10 protein-coding genes are annotated in these 15,186 nt (G+C 42.6%); 4 read left to right on the top strand and 6 right to left on the bottom strand.

The window, feature by feature from the left end; translation table 11 throughout:
• Nucleotides 1-130 precede the first annotated feature (130 nt).
• Together J4N22_RS12810 and J4N22_RS12805 are read right to left on the bottom strand one after the other, a co-directional pair.
• Nucleotides 131-1,330, bottom strand: a complete 1,200-nt coding sequence (locus J4N22_RS12810) for a DUF1501 domain-containing protein (RefSeq protein WP_207495175.1) — start codon at nucleotides 1,328-1,330, stop codon at nucleotides 131-133.
• 27 nt (nucleotides 1,331-1,357) lie between these two features.
• On the bottom strand, nucleotides 1,358-2,833 hold the full coding sequence (locus J4N22_RS12805) for a DUF1800 domain-containing protein (RefSeq protein ID WP_207495173.1): 1,476 nt from the start codon (nucleotides 2,831-2,833) through the stop codon (nucleotides 1,358-1,360).
• A 124-nt stretch (nucleotides 2,834-2,957) separates the two neighbouring features.
• Between J4N22_RS12805 and J4N22_RS12800 the strand changes: the two genes are divergently transcribed.
• A complete protein-coding gene (locus J4N22_RS12800) occupies nucleotides 2,958-4,712 on the top strand; it encodes a carboxypeptidase-like regulatory domain-containing protein (RefSeq protein ID WP_207495171.1) in 1,755 nt (584 codons plus the stop codon).
• 77 nt (nucleotides 4,713-4,789) lie between these two features.
• Complete coding sequence (locus J4N22_RS12795) at nucleotides 4,790-5,833, top strand: alkane 1-monooxygenase (RefSeq protein WP_207495169.1); 1,044 nt, start codon at nucleotides 4,790-4,792, stop codon at nucleotides 5,831-5,833.
• Nucleotides 5,834-5,932: 99 nt separating this feature from the next.
• On the opposite strand, the gene J4N22_RS12790 is transcribed toward J4N22_RS12795, so the two are convergent.
• From J4N22_RS12790 to acs, 4 genes are all read right to left on the bottom strand, one after another.
• Nucleotides 5,933-6,706 (bottom strand): DUF4397 domain-containing protein, encoded by a 774-nt coding sequence (locus J4N22_RS12790; protein WP_207495167.1) that lies wholly within the window; start codon nucleotides 6,704-6,706, stop codon nucleotides 5,933-5,935.
• 27 nt (nucleotides 6,707-6,733) lie between these two features.
• A complete protein-coding gene (locus J4N22_RS12785) occupies nucleotides 6,734-8,155 on the bottom strand; it encodes a RagB/SusD family nutrient uptake outer membrane protein (RefSeq protein ID WP_207495165.1) in 1,422 nt (473 codons plus the stop codon).
• Nucleotides 8,156-8,246: 91 nt separating this feature from the next.
• The gene (locus J4N22_RS12780) at nucleotides 8,247-11,405 is read right to left on the bottom strand and encodes a SusC/RagA family TonB-linked outer membrane protein (protein WP_207495162.1); all 3,159 of its coding nucleotides are present in this window, start codon (nucleotides 11,403-11,405) and stop codon (nucleotides 8,247-8,249) included.
• Between the two features lie 329 nt (nucleotides 11,406-11,734).
• Nucleotides 11,735-13,648, bottom strand: coding sequence for an acetate--CoA ligase (gene acs, locus J4N22_RS12775; protein WP_207495160.1), 1,914 nt, complete (start codon nucleotides 13,646-13,648; stop codon nucleotides 11,735-11,737).
• A gap of 317 nt (nucleotides 13,649-13,965) precedes the next feature.
• Here acs and J4N22_RS12770 point away from each other — a divergent pair, with 317 nt between their 5' ends.
• Entirely contained in the window at nucleotides 13,966-14,253 is a 288-nt protein-coding gene (locus tag J4N22_RS12770; RefSeq protein ID WP_207495158.1) for a hypothetical protein, read from the top strand.
• A gap of 27 nt (nucleotides 14,254-14,280) precedes the next feature.
• Entirely contained in the window at nucleotides 14,281-15,183 is a 903-nt protein-coding gene (gene gldA, locus J4N22_RS12765) for a gliding motility-associated ABC transporter ATP-binding subunit GldA (RefSeq protein WP_207495156.1), read from the top strand.
• The last annotated feature ends 3 nt before the right edge of the window (nucleotides 15,184-15,186 follow it).

The following is a 15,186-nucleotide window of genomic DNA, read 5'->3' as shown; positions in this document are numbered from 1 at the left end:
TGAAGATGCCATTTGTTTTTAAACAGATGGCATCTTCTATATGTATTATTCTATTGAAACAGAAACTTCATACCTGTAACAACAGGCAAAGCTTGTCTCTTACAATTGCTGAAAACTTGCAAACATATTTCTATATAAAGGCCATTTTCTCATAGCTGCCTTTCAAAATAGCTTTATCATCAGCGGCCAGCCATTTATCTAGTATGGTAGCATATACCTGTTTAAAATCTACTTTATGTTTCAGGTCGCCATCCTGCAGGTCTGTTAGATCAGGCAGTTCATTCAGTATGCCTTGCTGCTTTAAGCCGCCACTCACCAGGAACATATTATTCGCCGTTCCATGATCGGTGCCGCCACTTGCATTCTGCGCTACTCTTCTACCAAATTCACTGAACGACATCAACAATACATCCTGGAAACGATTGTTAGCTTTTAGATCTTTTACAAATGCAGCCACAGCATCATTCATTTCAGCAAACAATTTCTGTTGTTGGTTCTGCTGGTTTACATGTGTATCAAAACTGCCAAGGCTTACGTAATACACCTTGGTATTGATATCAGAAAAAATAAGTGAGGCGATTGTTTTAAAACTATTTCCCAAACCCGTTTTTGGATAATCTGTAGTGGATGGGCGCAACTTGCTTTGCTTGTAAATATAGTCGGCACTGCTGAGCGTTTCGCTGAGTGTTTTATATAAGTAATCTACCGGCTGTTCATCGTGATCGTGCTTGTGGTGCTTTGCTATTTCTTTAAAATAATTCTCCTGGCTGGTGCCATACAACCTGCGCGGATCTCTTAAAGCCAACCCTTTTACTTCTTCTCCTTTTAGTGCCAGGCTTAGCACATCATCAATTTCCAAACCATGTGTTGGCTTATCGCATCCTTTACATTGGGCATCTAAATACCTGCCCAGCCAGCCGGTGTTCCAGTAGTCGGTGCTAAGGCTGGCGCTGTGCCAGATATCCATACTTCTAAAATGGCTCCTGTCAGGATTCGGATATCCTACACTGTTAATGATGCCGAGGCTACCATCATCGTACAAGCTTTTGAAAGCCGTTAAAGAAGGATGCAGTGCAGCCTCGTCAGTAAGTTGATGCGCTTTATCTTTTACTATACCCAGTGCTGGCCGCTGCTTATAGTATATATCATTACGTACAGGAATAACCGTATTCAAGCCATCGTTGCCACCGCTTAGTTGCAGTATCACAACCACCTTGTTTCCCTCCGGCACCAGGTTGCCCTGTTCAAGGGCTTTTAAGAATTTTGGGAGCATCAGCGAGGCTGTAGCCAGAGATCCTACCTGTAAAAATTCGCGACGCTTAATAAGCATAACACCTGCATTTAGATTTAGATCTTTTTAGCACAACTGGTATTCAGGTGTACTCATAAAAGCTATAGTAATTGATTTAATGTAGTTGTGCCTGCTGCTTTTATCTGCAGCATTTTCTACTACACCTCCTGGCAAAAGACCACGCTTGGTTTGAAGTACCGAAGCCTCCAGCACCGGGTATAGCTGTTCACGCGATGTTGTTTCAAATTGCTTTACATACTGCTCCCAATACACATCAGCATTCAACCTGAACCGGTCATTTTGCTTCGCCATTTGCGGCTGCATCTTTGTTTTACCCACAGCTTTTTCCATCATTCCCATACCTGTGTCATCGTCTGTTTTAGGCTGAATGGAAAACACATCATTATCATGAATGAGCTGCGGAATACGCATACGCAATACCAGCGAAGAACTATCGATCCAATTCTTTCCGCCCGGCCAACCAGCTACGTTCGGCGGCATGAATAACACCTGCCCTAACGACCGCTGCATCAGCAACTGGACATCATCATTCTCTAACTTCATTGGCAACAACCTGCGTATACCTGCTACCAGTTCTACAGGAGATTTGATCCGTGTGCCGATATTTTTTTCATTATAAAACCAGTTGCTGGTGAAAATATCATCTAACAACTTTGTTATGTTATAACCACTTTCATAAAATCTTCCCGCAAGCCATTGCACCTTTTCTTCATCGGGAATATCATTTACCAAAAACCTGTACAACTTGCGGCTGATGTAAATAGCTGTTTGCTTTTGCTCCAGCAGCATATTGATCACATCATCTCCATTGAAGTTTCCTGACCTGCCAAGGATGGATTTCTTTCCATCATCATGTTGTCCTTTTCTAAAATGGAATTCGCCTGCTGCATTATACCCCCAGCCTGTAAATGCTCTTGCAGCTTCTTTCACGTCTGTCTCTGTATAATGTCCCCTGCCCAGTGTGAAGAGCTCCATTACTTCACGTGCAAAATTTTCGTTTGGATGTAGTTTCTTATTCTGCTGGTTATTTAAAAAAGCAAGCATAGCAGCACTCTTGCTTACAGCCAGCAGCAGGTCTTTGAAACTACCCAATGCATTGGTGCGTATTTCGTGAAGCAGGTTTTGCTGGTAGAAAATATTCTGGTTCCTGCAGGCAAAGTGGCCATGCCAGAAGAAAGCCATTTTTTCGCGCAGCTGCGCTTCGCTATTCACCATTTCATGTAGCCAAACAAGGTTCAGGTCTTTGATTGCTTCCCTGCTCTTGCGCTGGAAGGCTCTCTTTTTTTCATCCTGCAATTCTTTTTGTATCTCCTGCATGCTCATTGAAGCAGAACCCGGAACAAGGTCCTCGTAAATATCTGCAGCTACATTAATGAAGGAAGGTGGCTTTTTAGAAGCCTTGACCATTGAAGCATATAGCTGGTGAGTAGCGATAGAAAATTGTGTTGTAAGTTGATCAGCTGCTGGTCCAAATCCAGCGCGCCAAAGCAGGTGCTGATTTTTAATTTGCTGGTTTACCATGAGGAAGGTGTGGGTGCTTAAGACGCTATTAAGCTAGGCTTGTTTATTTACTAACAGAAAAAATATTTTGAAACAGGCAACGGCAAATATTGGGCACGTATCTACTTATCAAATTTCTTACACAATGAAACAAACCAAACTACTGATAGCCATACTGCTCATAGCGGCTACTTCTTTCTTTGCATGCCAAAAAGAATTTTCGGCAGATATTGATCCTACTACACCGGAGCCATCTTTTACACCCAACATCACTACTACCATTCGTGGACGTGTAGTGGATGAATTAGACAAGCCCGTAGTTGGTGCTATGATAAGAACTGGAAGCACTAATGTAGTTACCAATGTGAATGGTGAATTCGCCCTTAATGATGTACGTGTATTTGATCGTGCTGCGTTCGTGCAGGCTACCAAACAAGGATATTTTACCGGAAGCCGCACAATTGTAGCTAAGCAAGGTGCTGTTCATTATGTAGAAATGAAACTGCTTCCAAAACAAAGTGCAGGTACTATAAGCATGGCAACCGGGGGTTCAGTAAGCCTTACAAATGGTACTACTGTTACGCTTCCTGCATCTTCTGTTGTAGTTGCTTCCACTAATGCTCCATACACAGGAGATGTAAACGTATCGCTTGCATGGATTGATCCTACATCAGCAAATCTTGAGAGAGAAATGCCGGGAGATCTGAGAGGAATTAATGCGTCTAACAATGAAGTTGGACTTGAAAGCTATGGAATGGTAGCAGTAGAATTACGTGGATCAGCTGGTCAAAAATTACAGATAGCACAAGGCAAAAAAGCTACCTTAAAATTCTTCCTTCCATCTTCTATAGTAGCAACAGCGCCTGCAGAAATTGCTTTATGGAGTTTTACAGAATCAACCGGCTTGTGGAAGCAAGAAGGTACCGCAACTAAGTCTGGTAATTTTTATAATGCAGAAGTTTCTCACTTCTCCTTCTGGAATTGTGATGCACCATTTCCACTGGTAAATTTTACTGCATCCATCAAAGACCAGGCAGGTAAACCACTTGTACATACCAAAGTAAAAATCAAAAGAACCACCACCAACAGCTATTCGTATTCGTTTACTGATACTGCAGGTGTAGTTACTGGTTTAGTACCGGCTAATGAAGCATTGGTGCTGGAATTGATCAATAACTGCCAGAGTGTTTTACATACGCAGAACATAGGACCATTCAGCAGCCCTGCAAATATTTCTGTAACTACTACTGGTACAAATATGCAGGCAGCTACCATAACAGGTACGGCTACCAACTGCTCGGGTGCTCCAATTGTAAGTGGTTTAGCTGACCTGATTACCGGCCAGCGTACTTACAGGACCAACATCATCAATGGTGCTTTCTCTTTCAATATATCAGTGTGCAACGCTAACCAAACTGCTACTCTTGTAGTGATAGATACCGCAGCTAACCAGCAGGCTCAACAAACCATTACATTATCTGCAGGATTGAACAATACTGGTAATACCACTGCATGCGGTACTACTATCAATGAGTTCATCAATCTTACGGTAAATGGTACGCAGCATAACTTTTTACCACCAGCAGATTCATTGATGATGTATTACAACCCGCAGAATAATTCAACTAACATTGGCGGCTTTAGCATGTCGCAAGGACAAACGAAAAGCATCACCATCCTGTTCAATGGTAACACTACAGGAAATACGAACGTCACCTTTCTCTCCATATCTTCTCCAAGCGGAAGTGGCAGATTGGATCAGAACACTACCATTCCTGCCACCATTACAGAATATGGAAATGTTGGAGGTTATGTAGCAGGTAGTTTCTCAGGAAATATCACCGACAGTTCAATTACTAGAAGCGTACAGGTATCATTCAGAGTGCGCAGGAATCAATAATAATTTTTTTAGAATAGCATGTAAGAGGAGGTGTTTCACCTCCTCTTTTTGTTTGCCATTATTTGTAGGTTTGGTAGATGAAACTGCGGGCTTATAAATATGCTTCACCTTTTATAGTTGGCGTACTCGCATGGTTAGCATTTACTCGTACAGGAACATATTGTTACCTGCCGGTTCTGTGGGCTTACGTGCTTATTCCGCTTGCAGAATTGTTACTACCGCCGAGTGCAAAAAATCTGGAACAAGCCGAAGAGGAAGTAGCCAACGCAGACAAAACCTATGACTACATATTGTATGCAGTACCTGTTGTTCTCTACTTGTTGCTATTTACATTTCTCGATTCTCTAAAGGAGAATGACTTAACTATATTGGATGTTACAGGCAGGATATTGAGCATGGGATTACTGCTTGGTGCCTTTGGTATAAATGTAGGCCACGAACTTGGCCACCGTGCAAATAAGCAGGAGCAGGCACTGGCGAAAATACTTTTACTCCCGGCGCTTTACATGCACTTCTTTATTGAGCACAATCGTGGCCATCATAAGCATGTGGCTACCCATAACGATCCTAATACAGCAAGGGAAAATGAATGGCTGTATAGCTTCTTCTTTCGCTCTGTATTCAATGGATATGTGCATGCATGGCAAATTGCTAATACCGACATGAAGAAGAAAAGAAGGCCGAAATTTCATTGGCAAAATGAAATGTTGAGGTTTACGATCTACCAGTTCCTATTTATCAGCCTTGTCCTTATTACCTATGGAATATTCATTTTCGCCTGCTACCTGGCGGCGGCAGTAGTAGGTATTATATTACTTGAAACGGTAAATTATATTGAGCATTATGGACTGGTAAGAAAGGAGATAGTACCGGGAAAATATGAACGTGCTTTGCCGCACCATAGCTGGAATAGCAACCACGTGCTTGGCCGCCTGATGCTATTTGAGCTGAGCCGCCACAGCGACCATCACTTCATGGCCAGCCGCAAGTACCAGGTTCTTCGCCACCACGATCAATCACCACAATTGCCTACTGGCTATCCTGGTATGATGATACTGGCGCACATTCCGCCACTATTCTTTTGGGTGATGAAACGACATATGGAAAAACAAGCGGTATAAGAACTCCATACATCATCATTATTCACATTTAGAGTTATGGACAAAACGAAACAGGCTGCCTTGATAGGCAGCCTGTTCATATTTAGATCTTGAGAACTACTAGTAATTCCTTGTAACACCTAAGCCAAGTGCAGTGTTGCTAACACCACCTCTCAGGTAAAAAGTATAGATCTTGTTTTGAGGGCTGGTGAAAACACCACCCAGGTTGGTAGTACCAGATGCAATCACGTTTCCAGTACCTGCTGTTTTCACTCTTATTGTGTAAGAAGTAGCATGAGTTGTTGTACCTCTTGTTACTGGAATTTGCGTGAAAACCTCAGCTGTACCTGCATTACCACTGCTCAACATTGTTCTGTTGGTAAGGGTAACGCTATCTGTAGTACCTCTTGCAAATGTTACATCCACAGGACCTGTAGATGGAGCTGCATGCACAAAACGTACTTTGATTGTGTTCTCAGCTGGCAATGAAAGATTGTCTCTCAGTTGAATAAAGTTCCTCTGCGCCTGGGTACCTACAGCAAAGAAGGTATAAGCTACACCACGCTCAAGATTTACCTGGTGGTTAGCATATACAGTTTTACCTGTATCCCTTGACAAACCTATAGTATGTCCTCCCGCAATAGCTGGAAGATAAGGAGTAGCAGCACCTGTATGAGAGATACTGGTACCTCCAAAAAGAACACCCAGGGCATTAGGTGGTGTATGCAGTTGGCCATCCAACACCACATGCAAAGTATCGCCCGGAATTGTATTGGTAACAGCGAAACTTGTTAGGGACTCTTGCATAAATTCATGCGGCTTACAGCTTTTCAGGCCCATAAGACCCAAAGCTGCAGCCAATGAAGAAAAGACTATTTTTCGTGAAAAAGACATGCTTACAATTTTAGTTAGTTAATGGAATTAGTAACCAGGATTTTGCTGGTACGCAGGGTTTGCCTGTATCTCAGTTTGAGGAATTGGCATAACGAAACGGAAATGACCAGCAGGTAAAGTTTGTGAAGTAGCTGATGGTGCATCACTTGCCAATCTTTCTACTGGCATGTTTTTCCTTCTCAGATCCCAGAACCTATGTCCTTCGTAAGGCAACTCTCTGAACCTTTCTAACAAGATATCATTGATAGCAGCATCTCTTGTAGCATAAGTAACGTTGGTGTGGCCAGTGATCCTTGCATTTCTTAGTGCATTAACATCAGCAGCTGCACCAGCAAGGTCATTTTGCTCAGCTCTTGCTTCAGCTCTTATCAGGATCATTTCACCTGTTCTGAATACTTTGATATCAGCAACATTCTCATTAGGAGAACCGTAAGAACCACCAGCATATTTGTTGATCAGGCGAGCAGGCCTGTTAGCAGCAACCAGGATTGGTTCAACTTTGAAATACGTTGGGAAACGGATATCATTTGTCTGGTCGTAAGCATTCCAGATTTTGTCTGAAGGAGACCATGTGATTGTACCGATGTTGGTAGAGTTAGCAGAAGTACCACGGAAAAGTGAACCTACACGGCCACCGATCTGTGCAGTTCTTGCCAATTTAAATGCAACCTCGGTATTGTTCACATCTTGCCAGATACCAGGGAAAGCTGTTCTTGATGCAAGAGGAAGAGCGTTGATATATTCTGTTGCCTGTGCAGCAGCAGTAGCCCAATCCCTCATGTACAAAGCAACTCTTGCATGCAGACCTACAGCAGCAGACCTGTTAGCACGGTAGATGTCATTTTGGTTATTAGGCAACAAAGGCTTTGCAGCGTTGATGTCAGCAATGATCTTCTGGTAGTATGGTCCTTGAGTGATCCTTGTTTGAGGTAACAAAGTAGGAGACTCCATATAAGTCATAGCCAGGCCATTTGGATCGTAGTTGCCGCTGTAATACCTAACAAGTTCGAAGTGTGCATACGCTCTTACGAAGTAAGCCTCACCCAAAACTCTTGAACGGGTAGCCTCATCAGAAGCCTTTAAAGCAGTAGCATTAGGAAGAGCTTGTATAACACGGTTAGCCCTGTCAACTGCCCTGTAAAGAACCACCATCGCATTAAAGTTATCACGAATGGTAACATCCTGTGTTGCAAACTGCCACTCGTGAGTGGTTGCCGCGTTATAGAATTCTCCCACCTTTACTTCATCAGAGAAAGTAGAGTTCAAAAGAATAGCCATTTCTGGGTTCAGTTGAGTGTAAGCTCCCATTATCGCACTCTCGTTGTTCGAAACCGTACGAAGCGCTATATCACCACCGATGTTATCGGTCTCCGGTACTTCTAACAGCTTCTTACAAGAGAACAGCGTAAGAACTAAGAAAGCTGTAGAGAATAGTTTCAAAAATTTCATTTTGAAAATTTTAATAGTTTAAGATTACTTGATATCGTGTCTTGAAATGGATTCTCAAGACACAATATCATGCCAGTAACAGTTACTGTTTTTAGAAATTAATATCAATTCCGAATACGGTCATCCTTGGATTAGGGAACTCGTTCAAGCTGATATTGTTGTTATCCTCTGGATCTGGTCCACGCCATGGGCTCCAGATGAATACGTTCTGCATTTGCATGTAAACACGTGCAGATTTGATGTATCTCCTGGCAGCAGGCCCGATAGCTGGTATTTGGTAACCAATGTTCAGGTTTCTGAAACGTAGGAAACTTGCATCCTGCAATACGTCAGAAGTAAAGTCTCTGTCGTAAAGTGGGTTTTGATATTTAGCTACATCACCTGGTTGACGCCATTGGTCAGTAAGCATTCTTCTTGCAGCGTTCACAGAAGCATGGTAACCAGCAGTTCCTCTTGTGATCCAGTTCTCAGTGTTGTTGCTTCTGATTGAACCAGTCTGGTAAGAGAACAATGCGCTAATAGTAAATGCTTTGTAACGTACATCAGCAGTAAAACCACCGATATGCTTAGGAAGATAAGTTCCGAAATGTGCAAAACGGCCAGCACGTGCCAGGTCAGTAGTGATACCACCATCAAGTGTTTTGTATGTTGGACGACCAGTAGCAGGATCTGCACCTTGGTAATCGTAAGTGTAGTGGCTACCGTATGGAAGACCTGGTCTGATGATGAAAGTACCTAGTTGATATTCATTAACCAATCCAAGATCTTCGATCCTGTTGACGTTGATTGAATGGTTTCCACCAAGAGTCAGATCAAAGTTTCTTGTTTTAACTACATCTACAGACACCTGTAGCTCGATACCTCTGTTGGTCATTGTACCGGCATTGATAGGTGTAGAAGTATTACCGAAACCGGTTGTTGCAGCCAAAGGCTGGTTTACGAACAGGTCAACAGTTTTGTTTTTGTAAACATCCACATTGAACCTTGCCCTGTTTCTCCACATGCTGAAGTCTAAACCAATGTTAGTCTTGCGAATGTTCTCAATTTTCAGGTTTGGATTACCTGGTGTAGATGGTACAAGACCACCAACTGTGCTACCTGCATAAGTTGTAGCACCGAACTGAGGTAACTGAGGACCCTGGAAGTTAGTAACGCTTAAAAGTGAACCTGGGATACCATAAGAACCTACAGTGATACTACCAATGTTAGGTACTATACCATAAGATGCTCTGAAACGCAGGTCAGAGAAGATATTCTGATTTTTCATGAACTGCTCTTGCATTGCGTTCCATACAAAACCTGCAGACCATGTAAAGATCTCCCTGTTTTCTTCGTTAGCAATACGAGAAGTTCCATCCTGCCTCAAGTTGAAGTTGAAGCTATACTTGTTGTCTAATGAATATCTACCAGTAGCGAAGTAAGACCTGATACCAAATCCGCTAGATGCACTAGATGCATACTGAGGGAAAGTTTGCGCAGTACCTACTGGTAAAGCAGCAGCACCTTGTCCTGTACCTGGAAGACGTGGGTCTAACCTAAACATTTGGAAACCCATACCTTTTTGGTAACCTCTAACACCTTCAAAATAAGCACCTACTTCTACTTCGTGTCTTGTTCCAAATCTTTCGTTGTAGATAGCTCCTGTAGTATTGATCAATTGAGTGATCAAACGGTAAGCCTCTGCATTTGTACCACCAGCAAGTGTAGCTGTATCAGCAAACTGCTGTAGGGTACCGATGTAAGAATTTGGATTTACAAAACGCTGGTGGTATTCGCTTCTTACGTCAACACCCAACCTGTTCATTAATGTAACAGTAGGGAACAATTTGTAATTAACGGTAAGACCAGAGTTGATCTTGATCTGGTTCAAATCCCATGTAGTATTCTCAATACCTTCTAACAGGTTACCAACCTGGCGTAGTGCAAGCGTTGTATTTGCACCCCAGTTGTAAGTACCGTCTGGTTTGAAAGGATTTTCGTAAGGCTTAGCACGGAAAGCCATCTGGAATGAGTTACGTGGAGAGTTACCCTGCCACTCACCTTCAGATAGTGTTGTTTTAGAATAACCCGCAGTTGTGTTCCACTGAACATTCAGCTTATTAGCTGTATGATCAAGGTTGATCCTGGTAGTATATCTTTTCAGAGCAGATTTAAGGTCAGTACCTTGCTGATCGAATACACCAGCAGAGATAAAGAACCTTGTTCTTTCTGTACCACCGCTCATGTTCAATTCATGCGTTTGAGAGATACCTCTTCTAAAGAAGATTTTCTGCCAATCCATATCAATTCTCCTGATACTGTCAAGCATAGCATCGTAACGAGCCTGGCTTGCAGCCCAAGGATTATTAGCTGGAGAAGTAGCAGGAAGGTTAGCATAAGCTGGATTGCGCTTGCTGTAAGTCCAACCTGGAGTGTTGGTTGGAGCACCAGAAAGACCAAGTTGCTCTTCGTACTGAAGAATTTCGTTTGTGTTCATCAAATCGAAATTGTTCAGGTTTGGAGCTTGGGTGAAACCTAATTGGCTACGGAAAGTAAAGTTAGTTTGGCCAGCACGACCTTTCTTGGTAGTGATAACAATAACACCGGTACCACCACGAGCACCATAAAGAGCAGCAGCAGCCGCATCTTTCAATACAGTGATCGATTCAAAATCGTTCGGGTTAATTGTTTGGAAATCACCAGCAGGAATAGGTACTCCATCTAATATATAGAGTGGCTGAGCACCAGCACCCTGGATTGATTGTACACCACGGATGATGATGTTTGGACTAGAACCAGGCTGACCTGATCCTGAGTTAACCAACATACCCGGTGCACGACCTTGTAGAGCCTGGTCAAATGAACCTACCGGTACAAGTTCTACTGCTTTAGCACTAATAGCTGTTGCAGCACCGGCAAACTGTGTTTTTTTCTCCCGGGTATAACCTGTAACTACCACATCGCCTAAGCTACCTGTGGCTGCTGTAAGACTTACATTCTGGGTGGTACCTGCTTCAATAGCAATCCTCCTCGTGGTAAAACCTACATAAGTTACTTCCAGTTCGCGTGCATTGGCAGGAACTGTAAGGGTGTACACACCTGAAGCATTGGTGGTTGTAGAGGTACGGGTAGCACCTACTACGGAAACGGTTGCTCCTACCAGCGGATTACCTGCTTCATCGGTAATCCGGCCTGTAAGAGACCGGGTTTGTGCAAATAGCTGTGATCCAATCATAGCCATACACAACACAAACAAGACTAGTTTTCTCATGATGCATTGATTTGTTTAGAAGGTTCGCAATATAAGTGGAAATGTTTACAAAAGATTAAAGTTGACAAATGGAGAATAAATTATGCTGCATTAGGTAGAATTTTATTTTTTCCGGTAAAAATGTGGATTTCTTCAGAACGCAGGCCCCCTACAACGTGCAAAGCCTGGTTGCATAACAACAACCTTACATAGATAGAATATGCAGCATCAATCTATATATGTAAATATGTAAGGTGGTGAATATGATGAAATGAAAATTGGGCTCCTATATACCTAATAATGAAGAAGAAAAGAAAGCTTTTGCTTGAAAATTTGTAAGTGGTATTTTCTTACAATTTTCCCTGCACTATTTCTTCTACCACACCAGGATCCAATAAAGTGGATGTATCGCCAAAACTTCCCAGCTCGTTTTCAGCTATTTTTCTGAGTATGCGACGCATGATCTTTCCGCTTCTTGTCTTCGGCAGATTGGTTACAAACTGGATCTTATCAGGTTTGGCTATTGGACCAATAATGCGAGAAACAGTCATATTTATATCATTACGCGTATGCTCTTCGTCCAGGTGTTTACCTGAAAGTATTACGTATGCATAAATTCCTTGTCCTTTTACATCGTGCGGGTAACCTACCACGGCACTTTCTACCACACCTGCGTGCATGTTGATGGCATTTTCCACTTCAGCGGTACCAATACGGTGGCCACTTACGTTTAGTACATCATCTACACGCCCAGTGATCTTGTAATTTCCATTTGCATCGCGCAAAGCGCCATCACCAGTAAAGTAATAGCCAGGGTAAGCAGAAAAATAGGCTGTCCTGCATCTTTCGTGGTCGCCGTAGGTAGTGCGCAATATCCCTGGCCACGGGAACTTTATACAAAGGTTGCCGCTTGCTTCGGTTTCCTCAATCTCATTTCCTTTTTCATCTACCAATACTGGTTGCAATCCCGGCATAGGCAAAGTTGCCCATCCTGCTTTGGCTGGCGTTACACCTGCAAGATTTGTAATGAGGATGCCGGCTGTCTCGGTTTGCCACCAGGTATCTACGATGGGACACTTTTTATTACCAATGTTCTCGTAGTACCAGTTCCAGGCTTCTTCATTTATAGGTTCACCCACGGTACCTAGTATTCTCAGGCTACTTAAGTTTTTGCCTTCCAGGGGATCTTTGCCATAGCTCATCAGGCTACGGATAGCGGTAGGTGCGGTATATAAAATATTCACGTTGTACTTCTGCACAATACTCCAGAACCTTCCTGCATCTGGCCAGGTAGGAATACCTTCAAACATAAGCGAAGTAGCTCCGGCACTGAGAGGACCATATACAATATAGCTGTGTCCTGTTATCCATCCAATGTCTGCAGTACAAAAATGAACATCGCCGGGCTGGTACTGGAAGGTGTTTATGAAGGTATAATTAGTATAAACCATATATCCTCCACAGGTATGCACCACTCCTTTTGGCTTGCCGGTAGAACCCGATGTATATAATATGAATAAAGGATCTTCCGCATCCATCTCTACGGCAGGAAAATCGCTCAAACCTAAAGTCTCTACTTTTTCAAATTCATCTTCCCACCATACGTCGCGACCTTTGAGCATACTTACCGGTATGCGAGTACGAGTGGCTACTATTACTTTTTTTACAAAATCAACCCCTATCAGGGCATCGTCAATGATACTTTTGAGGGGAATGTCTTTCTGTCCGCGGAAAGCACCATCGCTGGTAATGATAAATTCAGCTCTAGCATCGCGTAATCTATCGGAAATGCTTTGCGCGCTGAAGCCACCAAAAACCACGCTGTGTATGGCACCGATACGGGCACATGCCAGCACTGCAATAGCAAGGCGTGGAATCATAGGCATGTATATCAATACCCTGTCACCTTTCTTCACGCCATTGTTGGCTAAAACATGGCAAAACTTACAAACATGCTCATACAACCGGTTGTAGGTAAAGACCCTGTGATGGTTTTCGGGATCATTAGGCTCCCACATCAGCGCAGGTTGTTCGCCTTTATCAGCAAGGTGACGGTCAAGACAATTTTCAGTTATGTTCAGTTTTGCTCCTTTGAACCACTCTACACGTGGCTCTTCAAAATTCCACTCCAGCACTTTATCCCATTTTTTGCGCCAAACAAAATGGCTGGCTATTTCGCTCCAAAAGCCTTCCGGATCCTGAACGCTTTTTTCATATTGCTCATAGTATTGTTCCAAAGACTTGATCTGGTAAGGATAACTCATGTGTGTTTCATTTTTGGCTACTAACAAACCTATGAAATGAATGAGGTTTCACCAAAGGGTATTCTATAGTTCGATTTCAACCTGCTAGTAGATACAAATTATTCATATTCAACACACAGCGGTTTGTCCATTAAACTAGAGCCAACGCAGTTTAGGAAGATGTTTTCGGCTTTATAAACTGGTAATGTTCCTGATGCTTTCAGAGAACCCGGAAAGCCACTACCTGCTGCATTGTATAATTAAGCAGTAAGTTTGCAGGCTGGCTTAATTGTTTTTATACAGATGAACAATTAGAATAGAATGGAAATTACCAGATAATGTTACTCGATTTACTAGCCAAATATTACAAATACCTATGGATGACTTTCGGGGCTTTTGCCTTATTGAAGATCATCTTGTCGTACGGTTTTCATGGCAGTTTGGAAAGCATCAATAACATGCTCGTTTCTATTTTTAAATGGTATAGCCGCGATGAAAAAGATCTGGAAGAAGAGCCAGGAAGAATAAAAACTATGAACGCTCTGAATGTTCTTACGTTCTTTATACTACTTATTCTTGTCATTACTTTTGCGGCTGGTTTGTTGTTATTGTTTTTAGGAAAATAAATTCTTACTGAAAATCTTTCTGCCCGGATGTCTATAGTAGTAAAAGACCTTTTGAAAAAATATGGTGAACAAGTAGCTGTAGACCATATATCTTTTTCGGTGAATAAAGGTGAGATAGTCGGTTTTTTAGGACCCAATGGTGCAGGTAAATCTACCACCATGAAAATGATCACTGGCTACCTGGTGCCTGATGCAGGGACAGTACATGTGGGTGGTATAAATGTGGCGGATGACCCTATAGCTACGAAACAGCGTATTGGTTACCTGCCCGAAGCCAATCCCCTGTACTATGACATGTACATAAAGGAGTACCTGGAATTTATAGCAGGCATTCATAAAGTGAAGGAGACCAAGCTGCGGATAAAAGATGTAATTGAACTTACAGGGCTGACCGTGGAGCAACGCAAAAAAGTAGGGCAACTATCCAAAGGTTATAAACAACGTGTTGGACTTGCAGCCTCGCTTATTCATAATCCTGAAGTGCTAATACTGGATGAACCTACAACAGGTCTTGACCCCAACCAGATATTGGAAATAAGAAAGGTGATAAAAGACCAGGGGCAACATAAAACTGTTCTATTCTCATCGCATATACTGCAGGAAGTACAAGCCATCTGCGACCGGGTAATTATCATCAACAAAGGCAAAATGGTGGCAAACGACACACTTGCTAATCTGCAACAGCGTGCTCACTCCAACACCATTCGTGTCACCTTTAGAGAACCACTGGAAGCGGAGTGGCTACAACGGATGAAGCATGTTCAATCAGTTGAAAAGATTAATACTTACTCGTGGCGCATACAATCACCTGATGAAGGACAAGTTCGCAAGCAGTTGCTTGAACTGGCACTCCATCATAATCTTAATATTGTTTCGCTTCAAACCGAAGGTGGAAGCTTAGAAGAAATATTCAGGAACCTTACTGCTTAAATA

The organism is Aridibaculum aurantiacum, from assembly GCF_017355875.1.
GTDB lineage: Bacteria > Bacteroidota > Bacteroidia > Chitinophagales > Chitinophagaceae > Segetibacter > Segetibacter aurantiacus.
Note: the sequence above shows the minus strand (reverse complement) of the source record. Positions and strands in the feature narration are given on the sequence as shown.